Origin of the sequence: Pseudomonas sp. R3-18-08 (assembly GCF_003852065.1) — a bacterium.
GTDB lineage: Bacteria > Pseudomonadota > Gammaproteobacteria > Pseudomonadales > Pseudomonadaceae > Aquipseudomonas.
The window spans coordinates 511,104-532,512 of the sequence record NZ_CP027729.1; the positions used below are offsets into that span (position 1 = coordinate 511,104).

The following is a 21,409-nucleotide window of genomic DNA, read 5'->3' on the forward strand; positions in this document are numbered from 1 at the left end:
AAGCAATGCACGCTCATTGATGAGCTACTGTTATCAGGCCATCGCCTGCCCGCCAAGGATTTTAAGCATGCCGCGATTGTCTCGTGCCGTTGCTTTGATTGCAGTGTTGCTGCTGGCTCAACCGGTGGTGGCGCAGCGTCTGCGCCTGGTGGCGGATGGTTGGCCACCGTTCACCGATGTCACCTTGGTCAACGGCGGGCTGGCCACGGATATCGTCAGCACCGCGCTGGCTCGGGCGGGGTACGCCAGTGATTTTGAGCAGGTGCCTTGGGCGCGCGCACTGAAGGGTGTAGGCGATGGGCGCTACGACGTGCTGATCAACGCGTGGTACGACGATGCCCGCACGCAGCTGGGGCAGTTTTCCGAGCAATACCTGGTCAACCGTGTGCGTTTTATCAAGCGTCGCGACGACGCTATCGATTATCAGAGCCTGGAACAGTTGCACGACGAAAGCATCGCCGTGGTGCGAGGCTATGCCTATTCGGCGGCGTTCGACCAGGATGCGCTGTTACAGAAAGTCCCGGTGCATAACTTTGCCATGGCCGTGCGCATGCTGGCGGCGGGCCGTGTGCGGCTGACGCTGGAAGACGAGTACGTGGCGCGTTACTACCTGGCGCGGGAGTCGCCAAGGGTGCGCAATGCCGTGGAGTTCCTGGGCAAGCCGCTGAGCGAGAACAGCCTGCATATTCTGGTCAGTCTGAAGAACCCTGAGCATGCGCAGATCGTGGCCGGCTTTGATCGGGAGATTGCCAGGATGAAGGCGGATGGCAGTTATGCCAAGTTGATGAAGGCGCATGGGATGTAGTGCCTGTGAGGGCCTCATCGGGGGCAAGCCCCCTCCCACATTTTACTGCATTCCACTTTGAGAGGGGCTTGCCCCCGATAGCGGCCTAAGCCGCACGGGTATCCTTGATCAGGTGCGCCGCCAACGTCCGCAACGGCCCCAACTGCCGACAGATCAACGCCAACTGCGTCTGCACCAGCCGCTGGCCTTCGTCGATCTCATCCGGCATCTGCTCAAGCTGCGCCGCCAGTGTTTCCTCCTCATCACTCTGAATCGCAATCGGCTGTTTATTCGCCAGCCCACTGGCGATCTCGTCGATGCTCAACGCCAGGGCGTGCCCGGCACCGTCGATCAACTGCTCCCGCACCTCGGCCGGCAGCTGGGTGTCGCGGTGTGCGCCAAGGCCCGACAAGTAGCTGAGCAGAGTGTGCGACAGCACCAGGAACCTGAAGCCCACATCCGCTTCCTTACGGAAATGCCCCGGTTCCATCAGCATGTTCGCCAGGGTGGTGGACAGCGCCGCATCGGCGTTGTGCGCGTTGCGCCGGGCCAGTCGGTAGGCCAGGTCATCGCTCTTGCCAGCGGCGTACTGCTGCATGATCTGGCGCAGGTAGATGCTGTTGCAGGTCAGGGTATTGGCCAACACTTTGTTCAGGCGCCGGCCTTGCCAGTCCGGCAGGAACAGGAACACCGCCAGGCCCGCGATCAGGCTGCCGAGCAGGGTATCGAACAGGCGTGGCAGGAACAGTCCGTAGCCATCGCCCACTTGGTTGAAGCAGAACAGCACCATCAGGGTGATCGCCGCCGTGGCCAGGGTGTAGCGCGTGGTGCGATTGATAAAGAACACCAGGCCGGCGGCGATGGCGAACATCGACTGCACCACCGGGCTGGGGAACAGGTCGAACAGCGCCCAGGCCACCGTGAGCCCGATGGCGGTGCCGATGATCCGCTGGCCGAGCTTGCGTCGTGTCGCGCCGTAGTTCGGTTGGCAAACAAATAGTGTGGTGAGGATGATCCAGTAACCCTGGGAAGCGTGGATGGCATGCAGCGTGGCGTAGCCGACGGTCAGTGCCAGGGACAGGCGCAGGGCGTGGCGAAACAGCAGCGAGGTCGGCGTGAGCTGGGTGCGCAGGCGCGTCCACATTTCCTTGAGGTTGCGCGGGGCGCGGTCCAGCAGGTTGCTGTCGGTGGCGTCGGCCAGGGCGTCGGGGTTGCTCGCGTCGCCGAGCAGGCGGTCGAGGGTGGACAGGTTGGCGGCCAGGGCGCGCAACGAGCGCAGCAGGCCGCGCCAGGCCGGATTGCTCTGGATGCGCAGGTGTTCCAGGGAGGCGTTCAAATCGCCCAGGGCTTCGGCGAAGCTGTCGTCATAGATGAATGGCTGGCGCAACTGGATCGACTCGGCCAGGGCCTGGCACGCCTTGCCTTGCTGGCGCAGCAGGCGTTGGCAGCGGAACAGCACGTCGCTGTGGAAGAAGGCTTCGGCCAGGGCGTTATACGGGTAATGGGACGAACTGGCGCGCTCGTGGATGTCTTGCGCCAGGAAGTACAGCTTCAGGTACCGGCTGACCTTTGAGCCTGGGCGACCATTGCCGACGCGGTGCAGGATGATTTCCTTGGCGGCGTTCAAGGCGGCGACGACCCGGCCATTCTGCTGGGCCAATTCCAGGCGCCGCGCCTCTACGTCCAGCTGGCGGATCGGTTCGAACAGCGACGACTTGAGCTTGAGGTAGCGCCCCAGTTCGCGGAACAACCGCGCCAGGCTCTGCTGCACCGGCTGGTTGGAAAACAGCGCCTGCCACAGCACCGACAGCACGCCGTACCAGGCCGCGCCCGCCACCAGCAGTAACGGCTCGTGCCAGAAATCACTGACGGCACCGCCGCGCTGGTCCACGCCGATCATGGTATAGACCGACAGAATCAACGTGGCCGAGGCAATCGCGCCATAGCGTTCGCCGAGCGCGCCGAGCATGGTCAGGCCGAACGTGGCCAGGGCCAGGGAGGCCGCGAAAATCCAGGGGTAAGGGAACAGCAACTCCACCGACAGCGCCGCGATGCTGAAGCACACCAGCGTCACCGCCAGGGCGTTGAGGCGGCCTTGCCAACTGTCATCGGTCTCGGCCAGGGCGCTGGCGATAATCCCCAGGAACAGCGGGATCAACAGCGTCATTTCATCCTGATACCAGCACAGCGCCATGCTGCCGGTGAGGGCGATGAATACCCGAATGCTGTAGCTGAATTTATCCAGTGCCCACAGGCGCCGCAGGGACTGCTTGAACGAGGTCGATGACATGAAGTCGGGAGTCTTCCGGGACGATGCCGCTAAATTGAGCTATCAAGGACGCCACGGCAAGGGTGGTGATCACATCGATGCGCAAAATATTTCCCTGGCTCACCGCCAAACAAAAGGTGGGAGGGGGCTTGCTCCCGATGGCGGTGTATCAGTCAGCTAATGAGTTGACTGTGCTGCCGCTATCGGGAGCAAGCCCCCTCCCACATTTTTTACCGTGTCGTGTCAGACATATTGCGCAGCCGCATAGCCTGACGCCCAGGCCCACTGGAAGTTGAACCCGCCCAAGTGCCCGGTTACATCCAGCACTTCACCGATAAAGTACAACCCTGGGCTTTTCAGCGACTCCATGGTCTTGGAGGACACTTCCCGCGTGTCCACCCCGCCCAATGTCACCTCAGCGGTGCGATAGCCCTCCGTGCCCGCCGGTACCAACTGCCAGCTGCCGAGCATCGAAGCGATATCGGCGATTTCGGCGTGGGTGTACTGCTTCATCGGCTTGGACGCGAACCAGGTCTCCGCCAGCAGATTGGCCATCTTCTTGGTGAAAATCTCGCCCAGCAGGGTTTTCAGCTCGCTGTTGGGGCGCTCGGCCTGTTGCTGTTGCAGCCAGGCGTGGGCGTCGTGGTCGGGCAGCAGGTTGATTTCCACGGTGTCGCCGGATTCCCAGTAGGAAGAAATCTGCAGGATCGCCGGCCCACTCAGACCTCGATGGGTAAACAGGATGTTCTCGCGAAAACTCTGGCCGTTGCAGCTGACCAGGCAGTCCACCGAGGTGCCCGACAGCTCGCCGCACAAGTCCTTGAGCTGATCGGTGATGGTGAACGGCACCAGTCCCGCGCGGGTCGGCAGCAGCTCATGGCCAAATTGCCTGGCCACTTGATAACCGAAGCCGGTGGCGCCGAGGGTCGGGATCGACAGGCCGCCCGTGGCGATCACCAAGGACTCGCAGCGCAGTTCGCCCAGGGTGGTCTGCAACTGGTAGCCGTTGTCGACCTTGGCGATGGCTTCAATCGAGGTGTCCAGGTGCAGGCTCACGCCGGTCTGGATGCATTCGTCGAGCAGCATGCCGAGGATGTCGCTGGACTTGTTGTCGCAGAACAGCTGGCCGAGTTTCTTTTCGTGGTACGGCACGCCGTGCTTGGCTACCAGCCCGATGAAATCCCACTGGGTATAGCGCGCCAGTGCCGACTTGCAGAAGTGCGCGTTGTGCGAGAGGAAGTTGACCGGCTCGGTGTACAGGTTGGTGAAATTGCAGCGGCCACCGCCGGACATCAGGATCTTTTTGCCGGCCTTGTTCGCATGGTCGATCAGCATCACCTTGCGCCCCCGCCCGGCGGCGGTCAGCGCGCACATCAAGCCTGCGGCGCCGGCGCCAATGATCACAACTTCGGTCGAGCGCAAAACGGTGTCCTCACAAAATTCTGAATTTGAATACAGTCAAATGTGGGAGGGGGCTTGCTCCCGATAGCGGTGTATCAGTAACAGATGTACTGACTGACACACCGTAATCGGGAGCAAGCCCCTCCCACATTGGATCTTCATTAGGCAGGAGATCGAGTTACAGAATCCGCACGCGCAACGAACGGCCCTTGATCTTGCCGTCGTTCAAACGCTGCAGTGCCTGCTTGGCGACCCCGCGTTCCACGGCGACGAAGGCCTGGAAGTCAAAGATCGCGATCTTGCCGACCTGGGCACCCGGAATGCCGGCATCGCCGGTCAGTGCGCCAAGGATGTCGCCTGGGCGAACCTTGTCTTTACGCCCGGCGGCGATGCACAGGGTGCTCATCTGCGGCAGCAGCGGGCCGCCGCTCTGCGGCTTGAGGTTGTCCAGCTGGTCCCAGTTCAAGGGCGACTTTTGCAACTGCTCGATGGCTTGGGCACGGTGCGCTTCGGACGGCGCCACCAGGCTGATAGCGATGCCGGTCTCACCCGCGCGACCGGTACGGCCGACACGGTGGATATGGATTTCCGAGTCGCGGGCCAGTTCGACGTTGATCACCATGTCCAGTGCGTCGATGTCCAGGCCACGGGCGGCCACGTCGGTGGCGACCAGGACCGAGGTGCTGCGGTTGGCGAACATGGCCAGCACCTGGTCACGGTCACGCTGCTCCAGGTCGCCATGCAGGCCAACGGCGGAAATGCCCTTGGCGGTCAGGTGATCCACGGTTTCCTGCACTTGCTGCTTGGTAAAGCAGAACGCCACGCACGAAGCCGGGCGGAAATGCGCCAGCACCTTGGTCACGGCGTCCATGCGCTCTTCCGGCGAGATCTCGTAGAAACGCTGCTCGATCTGGTCGTCGGAGTGGAAGGCTTCGGCTTTCACCTGTTGCGGGGCGCGCATGAACTTGGAGGCCAGCTGCTTGATGCTCACCGGGTAGGTGGCCGAGAACAGCAGAGTCTGGCGGCGCGGCGGGGTCTTGCTGATGATGTCTTCGATGGCGTCGTAGAAACCCATGTCGAGCATGCGGTCGGCTTCATCGAGGATCAGCGTGTTCAACCCGTCCAGTACCAGCGAACCTTTGCGCAAGTGCTGCTGGATACGGCCCGGGGTGCCGACGATCACGTGGGCACCGTGCTCAAGGGAGGCGATCTGTGGGCCGAGGGACACGCCACCGCACAGGGTCAGCACCTTGATGTTGTCTTCGGCGCGGGCCAGGCGACGGATTTCCTTGGCAACCTGGTCGGCCAGCTCGCGCGTCGGGCACATCACCAGGGCCTGGCAACCGAAGTAGCGCGGGTTGATCGGGTTCAGCAGGCCGATACCGAAGGCGGCGGTCTTGCCGCTGCCGGTCTTGGCCTGGGCGATCAGGTCCAGCCCCTTGAGGATCACCGGCAAGCTCTGCGCCTGGATCTGCGTCATCTCGACATAACCCAGCGAGTCGAGGTTAGCCAGCATGGCGGCGGACAGGGGCAAAGTATTAAAAGCGGTGGCGATGGTGGTCACGGGACTGGCTCTGCAAAACAAAATGTCGCGCAGTGTACCAGTCTCGTGGGAATTTCCCCGCAAGTTCTAGACGAGCCGCCGGTCAATGCTCCAGGTCGTGCTCGCGGCTGACCACGCGTTTGCCGTCTTTTGGCGACAATTGCAGGAAGATCGCCGCCGCCAGCATGGCCATGATGCCCACCGTGAGGAACGTCAGCTGGAACGCGCCCAGTACCGTGTTCACCCCATCGTTGCCGGTCTCCAAGGTAAACCCGCCGAGCAGCGCGCCGGCGCAGGCCACGCCCAGGCTCAGGGACAGTTGCGCCACCACCGACAGCAAACTGTTGCCGCTGCTGGCCTGGGCGTCGTCGAGGTCGATCAGCGTCACGGTGTTCATCGCGGTGAATTGCAGGGAGTTGATCGCGCCCAGCACCGCGAGCATGCCCAGCAGCACGGGATAGGGCGTCTGCTCGCTGACCAGGCCCATGCTCGCCAGCATGGCGCCCAGGGCCAGGGTGTTGCCGGTGAGCACCACGCGATAGCCCAGGCGCTCGATCAGCGGCCGGGCGATGGACTTGGCAAACATCGCCGCCGCCGCGAGCGGCAACATGCTCATGCCGGCTTCCGATGGCGAATACCCCAGCGCCACCTGCAACAGCAAGGGCACCAGAAACGGCAGGGCGCCGCTGCCCAGGCGGGCGAACAGGTTGCCGAGGATGCCCACGGCAAAGGTGCGGGTCTTGAACAGCACCGGGGAGAACAGCGGGTTATCGATATGCCCGGCGCGCAGCCAATACGCCGCCAGGCACGCCAGGCCACCGAACAGCAGCAACATCACCCGCAAGTGCGGCAAGTGCAGTTCGCCCAGGCCCTCCATGGCGATGGTGATCAGCACCATCGCGGCGCCGAACAGCACAAAACCCAGGCCATCGAAGCGCGTGCGCTCGCTGCCGCGCAGGTCGGGAATGAATTTCCATACGGCATAGCAGCCGATCATGCCCACCGGCAGGTTGAGCAGGAAGATCCAGTGCCAGGTCAGGTATTGCACCATCCAGCCGCCCAGGGTCGGGCCGAGCAACGGGCCGAGCAGGCCGGGGATTGTGATGAAACCCATGATCCGCACCAGCTCGGAACGGGGATAGGCGCGCAGTACCACAAGGCGCCCCACCGGCAGCATCAGCGCCCCGCCCAAACCCTGGATCACCCGCGCGCCCACCAGCATGCTCAAGCTGCTGGACAGGGCACACAGCAATGACCCGATGCTGAACAGCAAGATGGCGCCAAAGAAGATTTTCTTGGTGCCGAAGCGATCGGCGATCCAGCCGGATGCCGGAATCAGCAAAGCGACGGTGAGCATGTAGGCAATGACTACGCCCTGCATGCGCAGCGGGTTTTCCGCCAGGTCCCGGGCCATGGCCGGCAATGCCGTGTTGAGGATCGTCCCGTCCAGCGACTGCATGAAGAAGGCAATCGCTACCACCCAGGGGAGCCATCGGGCGGTCTTGGCGTCGAGAGGGGCACGATTCGGCATGGGATCCCTTTTGTTAGCAGGCTATGTGTCGGCGATTATGCGCCATCCGTCGCTCCTTTTCCCACTGGCGGTTCGTCTAAATCGGACATTGAAGCGTGCTCGCCCACCAGAAAATCCAGCAAGACGCGATGCACTGCCAGCGCCGCCTCGCGGGATTCCAGGTCGAGCAAATGGCCGGTATGTTCGGCCACGGCGAAACTGCTGCGCCTCACGTAACTGCCGAACAGTTGTGCATCGGCGGCGGGGGTGTATTCGTCCAGCGTGCCGTTGAGAAAATGCACCGGCGTTTCAATCTGCCTGAGCGCCGGCAGGTAGTTGCCGTCGCCCAATGCCAGCACCTGATGAATATGAAAGCGTGCCTGGCGATACTCGGTGGTGGCCATGTTCGCCAGATGGCGGTGGTTGTTGCGCTTGAGGCGGGGCGACAGGTATTTCCCGACCGTCTCGTTGAGCAGATGGCCGACGGCGGATTTGTCATCGGCCTCGATCAACACGCGTACGCGCTCTACGTACTCAAGCATCGCCTGGTTGAGGTTGGGCGCCAGGGCCATCACCACCGAGCTTTCGATGGTTGGCGGGTTATGGGCCAGGGTCAGCAGCGTGGAGATGCCACCCCATGAGGCCGAGACCAGATGGTTGACCGCAAAGCGCTGCACCAGCGCCCGCAGGATCTGCACTTCGTCATCTTTGGTGACCAGGTCGAGGTCGGTATTGTGCTCGCGGGAATAGCCGGAGAAGGGCAGGTCGAACAGCAGCACATTGAAATGCTCGGCCAGGCATTTGCTGGTGCGGGCAAAGGAGCGCGTGGTGGACAGGGCGCCATTGACCATCAGCACGGTTTTTCTGTGTGGGTCGTTGCCCAGTTGCTCTACGTGGACGTTGTAGTGCTTGTACAGCTTGTCTATGACAAAACTTGCCTGGGTCATCGCAACACTCCCTGTCGTGTGGCGGTATGCCATTAGCTTTTATAACGGGGTTTTTTGCGGGCGACAACAGGCTGCCCGGAGTATGGGATTGAACGGTAGGAAGGGGCTCAGCGAAGTGTCCGAAATCAACACAGGACAATGTGGGAGGGGCTTGCCCCCTCCCACATTGGATGGCGGTGCTTAGAGGGTCAGTGTCAGGCGTTTGACCAGTGCGCCGGGAAGCAAATTGGATGAAGTGTTGCGCTGGCCATACGTACTGGCCGACAGCAGCAGTTCCCGGTCAGCGGTCAGCGCTTCCAACTGCGAGCCCAGCAGGCTGAACACGCTGTCATCAAAGCGCATGGTGCTGACCGGCGCCTTGATCTCGCCGTCTTCCACCCAAAACGTGGCGAAGCGGGTCATGCCGGTCAGGCGCGCTGCCGGCAGGTCGGAGTAGTTCAGGTACCACAGGTTGCTGATGTACAACCCGGTGCCCAACTGCTTGAGGATATCGGCCTGGGCCAGGTTGCCGGCAGCCATTTGCAAGGCGCTGGGGGACTCGTCGCTGCCGGCGCCATTGGCGCTCAGGCCATATTCGGCGGCGCTGCGCGAGTTGACCAATTGGCCTGCGGCCTGGCCGGCCTGGATCAACGTGACGTCGCTGCGCGGGTAGCCTTCGCTGGAAAATGCCTGGCTCAGTGAACCGCTGATCTGCTCGGTTACCGTCACCAGCGGGCTCAGGTGTTGTTCCCCGGCATACAGGCGTTGCAGCGAACTGCCCTTGCTGGCGATGGCCTGCGCGGAAAAACCGCCCCAGGTAATGATGCTGATGATTTCTTCCAGCGCCGCCGGAGCGAGGTAGGCGCGGTATTGTCCGGGTGCCAGCGGGTGCAACGGTCGGCCGAGGAATTCAAGCTGGTCGCGGGCCTGTTGGACGCGCCGGGCGAACTCGGCACTGTCCCAGGTGTGCCCGGCATAGCTGGCCTTGACCGCTTCGCCATTGGCGTGGAACAGACTGAAGTCGAAGTTGAAGCTATTGGCCTGGTGCCAGCCGAACGCGCCGTCGGAGCTGGCAAAGCCACGGCTGATCGGGCCGGCGGCATAGAAGCCGACCAGGTCCACGCCTTCGGCGGCCTGGCTGATGTCTTGCAGCACCTGGGTCAGTTCCGGCAAGGGTCGCAGTTGTTCGTTGTGGCTGTGCCAGGCGTTGTGGTTGAGCAGCAGGTAGGGGTCTGGCGGCAGCAACGGCAAGGTTTCGCGCAACTGTTGCAGGCCTGTGGTGAGGCGTTGGCGGTCCAGTTGCGGATCACCCGCCAGGGTGATGCCGAGGTCGGCATGGCGACCGGCGTTGATCAGCTTGAGGTTGAGGCTGGCCTGTTGCACCTGGCCGGCCTGGCGTACCTGAGCGTGGTTGAAACGCACGAACTCGGACGCTTCAGCAGCATAGCCAAGGTGAAACTGTTCCTGCTCGGTGATGGCCTGTTTGAGCCAGTCCACCAGTGCCTTGAAGTCGTTCATCAGGCATCTCCCCCAAATACGTCGACGTTACGGAACACACACGCCGGCGAAGCATGGCCGACGCGGATCACCTGATTAGGTTCGCCTTTGCCGCAGTTCGGTGTGCCCAGCACCTTGAAGGTACTGGCATCGCCGACCGCGCTGAGCTTGCGCCAGAACTGCGCGGAAATGGCGCGGTAGTTGGGGTTCTTGACCACGCCTTTGAGTTCGCCGTTTTCGATCAGTTGGCCCCATTCGCAGCCGAACTGGAATTTGTTGCGTGCGTCGTCGATGGACCAGGAGCGATTGGTCGACATCAGGATGCCGTGTTCGATACCGCCAATCAGCTGGGCCAGGCTCTGGTCACCCGCCTCGATATTGAGGTTGGCCATGCGGTCGATCGGCGGACGGTTCCAACTGCTGGCACGGCTGTTGGCTACACCGCCGAGCCCCGCGCGAAATTGCGATAACGCGCCGCCCAACGGTTTGAGCAGCAGCCCTTCGCGAATCAGGAACTGTTTGCTGGCGCGGGTGCCGTCATCGTCATGGCTGTAGCTGGCGAGTTGTTCGGGGATGTCCGGGTCGAACGTCACGTTGAGCAGGTCGGAGCCGTATTGCAGATGGCCGAAGTCGCTGGCCTTCACAAAGCTGGTACCGGCGTAGTTGCGCTCGTCGCCGAGAATGCGGTCCAGCTCCAGCGGGTGGCCGATGGACTCGTGGATCTGCAGGATCATCTGGTCGGGCATCAGCAACAAGTCACGCGGACCCTGGGGCGTGTTCGGTGCCAGCAGCAGTTGCAGGGCCTCATCGGCCACACGCGGCGCGGCGCCGATCAGGCCGAAGCGGCTGATCACGTCAAAACCGCCTTGCTGGCCGAAGTTGCTGCCGCCAAGGGTGCGGGTCTGGCTGTCGCTGCCATCGAAGGCGGTGACGTTGACGCCGGGAAACACAAAGCGCTGGGCCTGGCGCAATTGCGCGCCAGCGGTGTTGAGGTAGATCTGTTCGACCGTGGTCTGGCCGAGGCTGACGTCCCAGCTCACCAGGCGCTCATCCCTGGGCACGGCGGCCGACTCATCGCCGAGCAGTTGGTAGCAGTCGCTCAGGGACGGGAAGGGCTGGTCGAAGTCGGGAGACAGGTAGTCAGCAACGTCACTCGACACCGCTTGCTCGCGCAGGTCGAGCAGCGCGTGGGGCTTGATCCGTCGGGCCTGCTGTTCGGCACGTTCGAGGGCGGCTTGCAGGCCGGCCAGGGACATATCATTGGTCGCGGCGTAAGCTTCGACGCCGTTGAGGCGCACAGTGAGCATGGCGCCTTCGTCATGGCTCAGGTGTGGCGGTTCGGCGACGTTCTTGCGCACCGACAGGTACCGGCCGGATTCGCGCACATAGCGCAGGGAGAAGAATTGGGCGGTGGTGCGCAGGGCACTGAAGTGTTGTTTGAGCGTGGCGTGGTGTTCGAACATGGGGCCTTCCTTGTGGGCAGCTCAGCGCGGGGCATGCCAACAGAGTAGGCCGGGGCTGGGGGCTGATCAAGGAGGGGGAGGTGATCGTTCCCACGCTCCGCGTGGGAATGCGTCCTGTGACGCTCCGCGTCACGACCTCAAGAGCAGACGCAGAGCGTCCAGGGCGGCATTCCCACGCGGAGCGTGGGAACGATCGGTTGGCGGTGTATCAGTTATTGCGCAGCGGCCCCACTTCACGCAGCGGCTTGCCACGCACCGGCGCATCGCCTGCTACGTAGTAGTCGGCGGTGCTGCGCGGCAGCGGCTGGCGGCCGCGGATCTTGTCGGCGATTTTCTCGGCGATCATGATCGTCGGGGCGTTCAGGTTGCCGGTGGTGATGATCGGCATGATCGACGCGTCCACCACACGCAGGCCCTGCATGCCATGCACGCGACCCTCGCCATCGACCACCGCCATCTCGTCGGTGCCCATCTTGCACGAGCAGGACGGGTGGAACGCGGTCTCGGCGTGCTCGCGGATGAACTGGTCGAGCTGTTCATCGGTTTGCACCTCGATACCCGGGCTGATTTCGCGGCCACGGTATGGGTCCAGTGCCGGCTGCTGCATGATTTCACGGGTCAGGCGGATGCCGTCGCGAAATTCCTGCCAGTCCTGCTCGGTGGCCATGTAGTTGAAGAGGATGCTCGGGTAGTCCCGTGGGTTCTTCGACTTCAACTGCACACGGCCACGGCTTGGCGAACGCATGGAGCCCATGTGTGCCTGGAAACCGTGCTCTTTCACCCCATTGCTGCCGTTGTAGTTAATCGCGACCGGCAGGAAGTGATACTGGATGTTCGGCCATTCGAATTCCGGACGCGAACGGATAAAACCGCCGGCTTCGAACTGGTTGCTGGCGCCAATGCCCGTGCCGTTGAACAGCCACTCGGCACCGATGGCCGGCTGGTTGTACCAAAGCAGCGAGGGGTACAGCGACACCGGCTGAGTGCACGCATATTGCAGGTACAGCTCAAGGTGGTCCTGCAGGTTTTCGCCGACGCCTGGCAGGTCGTGGACCACCGGGATGTCGAGGCTTTCCAGCAGTTTGGCCGGGCCGACGCCAGAGCGTTGCAGCAGCTGCGGCGAAGCGATCGCGCCACTGCAGACCAGCACTTCTTTACGCGCACGGGCTTCGACACGCTCTTCAGCGGCGCCGATCAGGTAACGCACGCCGACCGCACGCTTGCCTTCGAACAACACTTTGTCGGTGAGGGCGTGGGTAACGATGGTCAGGGTCGAACGCTTCTTGGCGACGTCCAGGTAACCGCGTGCGGTGCTGGCGCGACGGCCGTTCGGCGTGACGGTGCGGTCCATCGGGCCGAAGCCTTCCTGCTGGTAACCGTTCAAGTCTTCGGTACGCGGGTAACCAGCCTGCACGCCGGCTTCAACCATGGCGTGGAACAGCGGGTTGTTGCCGGCTTTGGGCGTGGTCACGCTGACCGGGCCTTCGCCACCGTGGTAGTCGTTGGGGCCGATGTCGCGGGTTTCGGCTTTGCGGAAATACGGCAGGCAGTCCAGGTAGGTCCAGTCTTCCAGGCCCGGCAATTTCGCCCAGTTGTCGTAGTCCATGGCGTTGCCGCGGATGTAGCACATGCCGTTGATCAGGGAAGATCCACCCAGGCCCTTGCCGCGACCGCATTCCATCCGGCGGCCGTCCATGTGTGGCTCTGGGTCGGTCTCGTAGGCCCAGTTGTAGCGACGGCCTTGCAGCGGGAACGCCAGGGCGGCGGGCATCTGGGTACGGAAGTCGAGGCGGTAGTCCGGGCCACCGGCTTCCAGCAACAGGACGGTGACGCCTTCGTCTTCGGTCAGACGGGTCGCCAGGGTGTTACCGGCAGAGCCGGCACCCACAATGATGTAGTCGTATTCTTGGGACATTGAATGCACCCTCTTGATGTGTGGTCAGGTCGGGCCTCATCGGGAGCAAGCCCCCTCCCACATTTGAATGTATTCACAAATCAAAGTGTGGGAGGGGGCTTGCCCCCGATGGCGGCCTAATAGGCACTACATGGCTCGGGTGTTAAAACACCGAGGCGTAATCGCCCAGCTCAACCTGTACCGATTTGATGCGGGTGAAGTTATTCAGCGAGCTGATCCCGTTCTCGCGGCCCACGCCGGATTGCTTGTAGCCACCGACCGGCATCTTCGCGTCGGATTCGCCCCAGGCGTTGATCCAGCAGATACCCGCTTCCAGCTGGTGAATCACGCGGTGCGCGCGGTTCAGGTCTTTGGTCACAAGGCCCGCAGCCAAACCGAAATCGGTGTCGTTGGCGCGGCGGATCACTTCTTCTTCGGTTTCATAGGTGAGGATGCTCATCACCGGGCCGAAGATCTCTTCACGCACGATCACCATGTCATCGGTGCAGTCGGTGAACACGGTCGGTGCGACGAAGGCGCCCTTGGCCAAGTCGCCGTCGGTCAGGCGGTCGCCGCCGCACAGCAGGCGTGCGCCCTGCTCTTTGCCTTTGGCGATGTAGCCCAGCACGCTTTCCATGTGCGCAAAGCTGACCAGTGGGCCGAAGTTGGTGTTGTCATCTTGCGGGTCGCCCACACGGATGCGCGCAACACGTTCAAGAATCTTGGCTTCGAACGCCGCTTGCAGGTGCTTGGGAACGAACACACGCGTGCCATTGGTGCAGACCTGGCCGGAGCTGTAGAAGTTGGCCATCATCGCGATGTCGGCGGCGCGATCCAGGTCGGCGTCTTCGAACACGATCAGTGGCGACTTGCCGCCCAGTTCCATGGTCACTTCCTTGAGCGACGAGCTCGACGCGCTGGCCATGACCTTCTTGCCGGTGTCGGTGCCGCCGGTGAACGAGACTTTCTCGATGCGCGGGTGCTCGGTCAACCAGGTGCCGACTTCACGGCCGCTGCCGGTCAATACGTTGAACACACCGGCCGGAACGCCGGCTTCGGTGTAGATTTCGGCCAGTTTCAGGGTGGTCAGCGAGGTGACTTCGCTGGGCTTGAAGATCATCGCGTTACCGGCGGCCAGGGCCGGTGCGGATTTCCACAGGGCGATCTGGATCGGGTAGTTCCACGCGCCGATACCGGCGACCACGCCCAGCGGCTCGCGGCGGGTGTAGACGAAGGACGTGTCGCGCAGCGGAATCTGCTCGCCTTCGATGGCTGGCACCAGGCCCGCGTAGTATTCCAGCACGTCGGCGCCGGTGACGATGTCCACGTACTTGGTTTCGGAGAAGGCTTTGCCGGTGTCCAGGGTTTCCAGGGCGGCCAGCTCATCGTTGCGCTCGCGCAGGATGTCGACGGCGCGACGCAGGATGCGCGAACGCTCCATGGCGGTCATGGCGGCCCAGATCTTCTGGCCCTTTTCAGCGCTGACCACGGCACGCTCGACGTCTTCCTTGGTGGCGCGTTGCACTTGGGCGAGAACTTCACCGTTAGCCGGGTTGATGGCTTCGAAGGTGGCATCGCTGCCAGCGTCGCTGTAGCCGCCGTCAATGTAGAGTTTTTGCAGGTCGAAACGGGCCATAAAGTCCTCGCAAGTGCATAAGTGGTTGGCGTTACCCGTCGAACAGTGGGCCATGGGGATGTGGCAATACTGCGCGGCGGACGTTCAGGGGTTGAGCGTTTATAAGGGCTCTAACTCACCTGCTTGGCCAATTGGAAATCCATGTAGTCGTAAGCGATCCGTTGCGCCTGTTCCGTGTCGAAAGCGTCTCCCGACAAGGCACCGCGCAACCACAAACCGTCGATCAGGGCCGCCAGGCCTCGAGCTGCGCTGCGTGCCTCGGGTAACGGCATCGCACGGCGGAACTGGCAGCACAGGTTGGAATACAGGCGGTGATCGTTGATCCGCTGCAACCTGTGCAAAGACGGGTGATGCATGCTGGTGGCCCAGAAGGCCAACCAGGTTTTCATTGCCGGGCCGTTGACCTGGCTGGCGTCGAAGTTGCCTTCGATGATCACCCGCAGATGCGCCCGTGGGCTGTCATCGTTCAGGGCACGCCGGCGTTCCTGGACGTTCTCGATCAGCGCGTTCATCAGGTAACGCATCGTCGCTGCGATCAGGCCGTTCTTGTCCTGAAAATAGTGACTGATGATGCCATTCGAGACACCCGCCAGACGGGCGATCAGCGCAATGCTGGCATCTCCCATCCCTACCTGATCGATGGCCGTCAAAGTGGCTTCGATCAACTGCTGGCGGCGTATGGGTTGCATACCGACCTTGGGCATGTAGCACCTCTCCTTTGGCCTGCCGACAGGCGATCCACGTCCGTCGGCTTGAGGACCAGTCTATTTTGTTTTGATTGAACGTTCAATCAACAAAGAATAAGCTCTGCGACAAATGGTCGCTGCCTACAGATATTTCCTACCTGGCCGCCGCGACCTCTGACACCTGCGAAAACCCCTGAAACAGGCCGTATCAGGGCCTGGCTACCGCTTCGGCGGGGTTGAGGATTTTCGGAGTGTCTTTATAACACCCGTCCGTCGACTGCCGAAAAATCGATGTCCCGGGATAACCGTTGCCTTGTGTTTCTCTCTCGCACTGCCCGGAGCATCTGCGCCATGAGTTCTGCCTCTCTTATAAAGACCCCGCCGGAAAAGGTCCGGGTCAACGGTTGGGTGTTCTACACCTCCACCGCGCTGATTCTGTTGTTGACCGCCATCCTGATCATCGCCCCGCAGGAGGCCGGGCGCATGCTCGGCGTCGCCCAGGCCTGGCTGTCGAAAAGCTTCGGCTGGTACTACATGGTGGTCATCGCCGCCTACCTGGTGTTCGTGGTCGGCCTGGCGTTTTCGTCCTACGGCAAGTTGAAACTGGGCAGCAAGGACGACACCCCGGACTTCAGCTATGGCGCCTGGGCCGGCATGCTGTTTTCGTCGGGCATCGGCATTTCGCTGCTGTACTTCGGCGCCTCCGAGCCCCTGGATCACTACTTCAACCCGCCCGAAGGCACGGCCGCCAGCAATGGCGCGGCACGTCAGGCGCTGCAACTGACCTTCCTGCACTGGGGCCTGCATGGCTGGGCGATCTACGCGCTGGTCGGCCTGGCCGTGGCGTACTTCGCGTACCGCCACAACCAGCCGCTGGCCTTGCGTTCGGCGCTGTACCCGCTGGTGGGCGAGCGTTGGGTGAAGGGCGCGGCCGGCCATGCGGTGGACGGTTTCGGCATGTTCGTGACCCTGCTCGGGCTGGTGACCAACCTGGGGATCGGTTCGATGCAGGTGTCGTCCGGGTTGGAAAACCTGTTCGGCATGGCGCACAGCAACACCAACCTGCTGATCGTGATCATCGTGATGAGCACGGTGGCGACCATCGCCGCGGTGTCGGGCGTGGAGAACGGCATTCGCCGCCTGTCCAACCTCAACATCGTGTTGTTCAGCGGTTTGCTGATCTTCGTGCTGCTGTTCGGTCCCACCCTGCACCTGCTCAACGGCCTGGTGCAAAACACCGGTGACTACCTCAACGGCATCATTCTGAAAACCTTCGACCTCTATGTGTACGAAGGCGACGCCGACAAGACCGAGCGCTGGATGGGCCTGTGGACCCTGTTCTACTGGGCCTGGTGGATTTCCTGGGCGCCATTCGTGGGCATGTTCATTGCGCGCATTTCCCGTGGCCGCACCGTGCGCGAACTGGTCGCCGGCGTACTGCTGATCCCGCTGGGCTTCACCCTGGCGTGGTTGTCGATCTTCGGTAACTCGGCGTTGGACCTGGTGCTGAACCATGGTGCGGTGGAGCTGGGCAAGACTGCACTGGAACAGCCGTCCATGGCCATCTACCAGCTGCTTGAGCATTACCCGGCGTCGAAAATCGTTATCGGTGTGTCGATCTTCGTAGGCTTCGTGCTGTTCTTGACGCCTGCGGATTCCGGCGCGGTGATGATGGCCAACCTGTCGTGCAAAGGCGGCAACGTGGATGAAGATGCGCCGCACTGGCTGCGGATCTTCTGGTCGGCGGTGATCACCCTGGTGACCATCGGCCTGCTGTTCGCCGGCAACTTCGAAGCCATGCAGACCATGGTGGTGCTGGCGGGGTTGCCGTTCTCGGTGGTGCTGATTCTGTTCATGTTCGGTTTGCACAAGGCCATGCGCCAGGATGTGGCCATCGAACAAGAGCAGGCGCAGTTGGCTGAACGCGGGCGCCGGGGGTTCAGCGAGCGCCTGACCGCGCTCGACCTGCAACCGAGCCAGGGCACCGTGCAACGCTTTATGGACAAGCACGTCACGCCGGCATTGGAAGAAGCCGCCACAGCGTTGCGCGAGCAGGGATTGGAAGTGCAGACCTTGCTGGGCAAATCCAAACGCTGCATCGGTGTGCGGATCGAGATGGAAGAGGGCAACCCGTTCGTCTACGAAGTCAGCCTGGATGCCTATTCCTCGGCGCCCACTGACCTGCCCGAAGAAGAACGCACCCGCTACTACCGCGCCGAGGTGTACCTGCACAACGGGCCGCAGGAATACGACCTGATGGGCTTCACCCAGGAGCAGATCACCCGTGACGTGCTCGATCAGTTCGAAAGCCATCGGCAGCTCCTTGGCCGGGTCTATAGCTGATAGTGGAACCTGGTGGTGTCCTGAATGACACTACTGGGTCAAAAATGTGGGAGGGGGCTTGCCCCCGATTGCGGTGTGTCAGTCAGCACATTTGATGCTGATACACCGCTATCGGGGGCAAGCCCCCTCCCACATTGACCTGGTTCCTTCAGGGGTTTTGCGGTGTTGGTCAGCCCAGGTTTTTGCCTAGGAGGGCGTGATACAGCTCGCTGTCGCCCAGGATCCCCACCACCTTGTTGTTGTCATGCAACACCAGCTTGTTTCCCGTCTGATAGCGAATCTGCAGCGCATCACGCATGCCGATGTTGGAATCCACCAACGTCGGCACCCGGCCCAGGCCTTCTACCGCTTGCCCCGGGGCCCAGTTCTGCAGGTTCATCACCACGCCATTCTGGCGTGCGCCCTGGATGGTGTTGCCTTCGGCCAGGTCCAGCCAGGAGTCGGCGCCTGGGTCCAGGCATACCGAACCGTTCACCCGCGTGCAGTTGTCCAGCGTGCGCATCAGGCTGCGGCCGCACAGTACGTTCAGTGGGTTGGTGTGGGCGACGAAGGTGCGCACATAGTCGTCCGCCGGGTTCAGCACGATTTCTTCCGGCACGCTGTACTGGATGATCTTGCCGTCTTTCATGATCGCGATGCGGCTGCCCAGCTTGAGGGCTTCGTCGAGGTCGTGGCTGACGAACACGATGGTCTTGCTCAGCTTGCGTTGCAGCTCCAGCAGCTCATCCTGCAGGCCCTGGCGGATCAGCGGGTCGAGGGCGGAGAAGGGTTCGTCCATCAGCAGGATATCGGCATCCATCGCCAACGCACGGGCCAGGCCCACGCGCTGTTGCATGCCGCCGGACAGCTCATCGGGCTTCTTGTTGCGCCATTGGCTCAGGCCCACCAGCTCGAGTTTTTCGTCGACCAGGGTGCGCCGTTCTTTCTCCGGACGGCCCTGCATTTCCAGGCCGAAGCTGATGTTCTCGCGCACCGTCAGCCAGGGCATCAGGGCGAACTTCTGGAACACCATGGCGATGCGTTTGGTGCGCATCATTTTCAGCTCGGCGGGGGTGCAGGACGCGATGTCGATCTGGCGACCTTCATGCTCCACGAACAGCTGGCCACGGCTGACGGTGTTGAGGCCGTTGATGCAGCGCAGCAAGCTGGATTTGCCGGAGCCCGACAGGCCCATCAGCACACAGATCTCGCCTTTCTCCACATCCAGGCTGGCGTTTTCAACGCCGACAATCTGCCCGGTTTTCTTCAGGATTTCGTTACGGCTCATGCCCTGGTCCAGCAGCTTGAGCGCTTCGCGCGGGTCTTTGGAAAAGATCACGTCGACTTTGTCGAATCGGATAATGCTCATGCATCACCCCCTACTTTGGCATCGGGTTGTTTGCAGATACGGTCGAGCATGATGGCCAGCAACACAATGGCCAGCCCGGCTTCGAAGCCCAGGGCGATGTCAGCAGTGTTGAGTGCGTTGACCACCGGCTTGCCGAGGCCATCGGCGCCGACCAGCGCCGCGATCACCACCATCGACAACGACAGCATGATGCATTGGGTAATACCGGCGGCAATGCTCGGCATCGCGTGGGGCAGTTCGATGCGCGAGAGCAACTGGCGGCGCGAGCAGCCAAAGGCCTTGCCGGCATCCATCAACTCTTGCGGTACATCGCGAATGCCCAGGTAGGTCAGGCGGATCGGCGCGGCAATCGCGAACACCACCGTGGAAATCAAGCCGGGCACCACACCCAGCCCGAAGAGGGTCAGGGTAGGGATGAGGTAGACGAAGGTCGGTACGGTCTGCATCAGATCGAGAACCGGCCGCATCATGGTGTAGAACATCGGCTTGTGCGCGGCAACAATGCCCAGCGGCACGCCGATGACCACGCAGACCAGGGTGGCGAACAGCACCTGCGCGAGGGTTTCCATGGTTTCCTGCCAGTACCCCAGGTTGAGGATCAGCAGGAAGGAGGCGATGACAAAGACGGTCAGGCCCCATTTGCGTTGGATAAAGTGAGCCAGCAGCGCAATCAGACCGATCAATGCCAGCGGATTGAACCAGGTCAGCGCAAACGTCACGCCGTGGATCATCGTTTCCAGTGTCGATGCGATTGCGTCGAAGTAGTTGGCACCGTGTTGGGTCAACCAGTCGACGAAGGCAGCGATGTACTGGCCTAGTGGGATTTTCTGTTCAGTCAGCATGGTAGTGAATGTCCACATGCGAAGAGGGAAACATCCCGGGGCAGCGCACCGCCCCGGGGTCAGCGGGTGCTATTTGGCGAGGTAAGCTTTAACGGCATCGAGACCCGGTTGGCCATCAACGGTGGTGACACCGGCCAGCCAGGTGTCGAGGATTTGCGGGTTCTTCTGCAGCCAGGCCTTGGCGGCAGCATCGGGCTTCATTTTGTCGTCCAGGACGTTGCCCATCAGGGTGCTTTCCATGTTCAGCGTGAACTGCAGGTTTTTCAGCAACTGGCCCACGTTGCTGCATTCCTGGGTGTAGCCCTTGCGGGTGTTGGTGTAGATGGTGGCCTGGCCGTAGTTGGGGCCGAACGAATCGTCACCCCCGGTCAGGTACTTCATCTTGAAACGCGTGTTCATCGGGTGCGGTTCCCAACCGAGGAACACGATGGCCTGGCCGCGCTTGGTGGCGCGTTCAACCTGGGAGAGCATCCCCGCTTCGCTGGACTCGACCACTTTGAAACCGGCTTTCTTGAGGCCGAAGGCATCCTTGTCGATCAGCGTCTGGATGGTGCGGTTGCCGTCGTTACCCGGCTCGATGCCGTAGATCTTGCCGCCCAGCTCATCCTTGAATTTGGCGATATCGGCGAAGTCTTTCAGGCCCTTGTCATACAGCGCTTCGGGCACCGCCAGGGTGTACTTGGCGTTCTCCAGGTTGGCGCGTACGGTTTCCACGGTGCCGGCATCGCGGTACTGCTTGATGTCGTTTTCCATGGTCGGCATCCAGTTGCCGAGGAAGATGTCCATGTTCTTGCCGTCAGCCAGGGACTTGTAGGTCACGGGGACCGAAATCATCGTGGTGCGCGGCTTGTAGCCCAGGCCCTTGAGGATTTCGCTGGTGGTCGCGGTGGTGACGGTGATGTCGGTCCAGCCGACATCGGAGAAGTTGACGGTCTTGCACTGTTCCGGTTCTGCGGCGTGCGCCATGACCGGCAGACTCAGCATGGCGGCCAACAACAACGAGGGTGAACCTTTCATCGGGGTAGACTCCTGTGTTTTTTCTGGCGGCATTCGCCGCGCTTTATAGGTGCTGCTATTGGAGTATGCGTCGGACAGCTCTGGCACGGTGCCTTGCAAACGAGTCGAGACTGATCATGTACCAGTGAAAATCTGACGCCTACAGGGGGCGTCGTATCCAGTACAGGGAGGGTCGCATCCAGTGTCGGTGACGTCGCTTACAGATTTTTACCACAGTGAAACTGCAGTTTTTACTCATCTGCACCGTTAA

The 21,409-nt window shown here is 61.9% G+C and carries 15 protein-coding genes; 2 read left to right on the top strand and 13 right to left on the bottom strand.

Annotated features, from left to right (window positions below; genetic code table 11):
- Positions 1-67 precede the first annotated feature (67 nt).
- A complete protein-coding gene (locus tag C4J92_RS02290; protein ID WP_124360912.1) occupies positions 68-805 on the top strand; it encodes an ABC transporter substrate-binding protein in 738 nt (245 codons plus the stop codon).
- Between the two features lie 85 nt (positions 806-890).
- On the opposite strand, the gene yccS is transcribed toward C4J92_RS02290, so the two are convergent.
- From yccS to betI, 10 genes are all read right to left on the bottom strand, one after another.
- Positions 891-3,074: a YccS family putative transporter gene (yccS, locus tag C4J92_RS02295; RefSeq protein ID WP_124402819.1), complete on the bottom strand. Its 2,184-nt coding sequence runs from the start codon at positions 3,072-3,074 to the stop codon at positions 891-893.
- Positions 3,075-3,296: 222 nt separating this feature from the next.
- A complete protein-coding gene (locus tag C4J92_RS02300) occupies positions 3,297-4,475 on the bottom strand; it encodes an NAD(P)/FAD-dependent oxidoreductase (RefSeq protein ID WP_124402820.1) in 1,179 nt (392 codons plus the stop codon).
- 157 nt (positions 4,476-4,632) lie between these two features.
- Positions 4,633-5,970 (bottom strand): ATP-dependent RNA helicase DbpA, encoded by a 1,338-nt coding sequence (gene dbpA, locus C4J92_RS02305; RefSeq protein WP_256657486.1) that lies wholly within the window; start codon positions 5,968-5,970, stop codon positions 4,633-4,635.
- A gap of 130 nt (positions 5,971-6,100) precedes the next feature.
- Complete coding sequence (gene mdtD, locus C4J92_RS02310; protein WP_124402821.1) at positions 6,101-7,528, bottom strand: multidrug transporter subunit MdtD; 1,428 nt, start codon at positions 7,526-7,528, stop codon at positions 6,101-6,103.
- A 35-nt stretch (positions 7,529-7,563) separates the two neighbouring features.
- A complete protein-coding gene (locus tag C4J92_RS02315; protein ID WP_124402822.1) occupies positions 7,564-8,454 on the bottom strand; it encodes an alpha/beta fold hydrolase in 891 nt (296 codons plus the stop codon).
- Positions 8,455-8,634: 180 nt separating this feature from the next.
- Positions 8,635-9,951 carry a TldD/PmbA family protein gene (locus C4J92_RS02320; protein ID WP_124402823.1) on the bottom strand — a complete coding sequence of 439 codons (1,317 nt, stop codon included), beginning with the start codon at positions 9,949-9,951 and terminating at the stop codon, positions 8,635-8,637.
- Positions 9,951-11,393, bottom strand: coding sequence for a TldD/PmbA family protein (locus C4J92_RS02325; RefSeq protein WP_124402824.1), 1,443 nt, complete (start codon positions 11,391-11,393; stop codon positions 9,951-9,953). Before C4J92_RS02325 ends, C4J92_RS02320 begins: the two co-directional genes overlap by 1 nt.
- A 208-nt stretch (positions 11,394-11,601) precedes the next feature.
- Positions 11,602-13,308, bottom strand: coding sequence for a choline dehydrogenase (gene betA, locus C4J92_RS02330; RefSeq protein ID WP_124365535.1), 1,707 nt, complete (start codon positions 13,306-13,308; stop codon positions 11,602-11,604).
- A 142-nt stretch (positions 13,309-13,450) separates the two neighbouring features.
- Positions 13,451-14,923 (bottom strand): betaine-aldehyde dehydrogenase, encoded by a 1,473-nt coding sequence (gene betB, locus C4J92_RS02335; RefSeq protein WP_124360921.1) that lies wholly within the window; start codon positions 14,921-14,923, stop codon positions 13,451-13,453.
- Between the two features lie 110 nt (positions 14,924-15,033).
- A complete protein-coding gene (betI, locus tag C4J92_RS02340; RefSeq protein ID WP_124360922.1) occupies positions 15,034-15,627 on the bottom strand; it encodes a transcriptional regulator BetI in 594 nt (197 codons plus the stop codon).
- A 390-nt stretch (positions 15,628-16,017) separates the two neighbouring features.
- Between betI and C4J92_RS02345 the strand changes: the two genes are divergently transcribed.
- Complete coding sequence (locus C4J92_RS02345) at positions 16,018-17,952, top strand: BCCT family transporter (protein ID WP_256657488.1); 1,935 nt, start codon at positions 16,018-16,020, stop codon at positions 17,950-17,952.
- Between the two features lie 169 nt (positions 17,953-18,121).
- Here the strand turns inward: C4J92_RS02345 and choV are convergent, their stop codons facing one another.
- The 3 genes from choV to C4J92_RS02360 form a co-directional block, all read right to left on the bottom strand.
- Positions 18,122-19,300, bottom strand: coding sequence for a choline ABC transporter ATP-binding protein (gene choV / locus C4J92_RS02350; RefSeq protein WP_124365537.1), 1,179 nt, complete (start codon positions 19,298-19,300; stop codon positions 18,122-18,124).
- Entirely contained in the window at positions 19,297-20,142 is an 846-nt protein-coding gene (gene choW, locus C4J92_RS02355; RefSeq protein WP_003194913.1) for a choline ABC transporter permease subunit, read from the bottom strand. Before choW ends, choV begins: the two co-directional genes overlap by 4 nt.
- Before the next feature lie 69 nt (positions 20,143-20,211).
- Positions 20,212-21,159, bottom strand: a complete 948-nt coding sequence (locus tag C4J92_RS02360; RefSeq protein ID WP_124365538.1) for a choline ABC transporter substrate-binding protein — start codon at positions 21,157-21,159, stop codon at positions 20,212-20,214.
- Between the last annotated feature and the right edge of the window lie 250 nt (positions 21,160-21,409).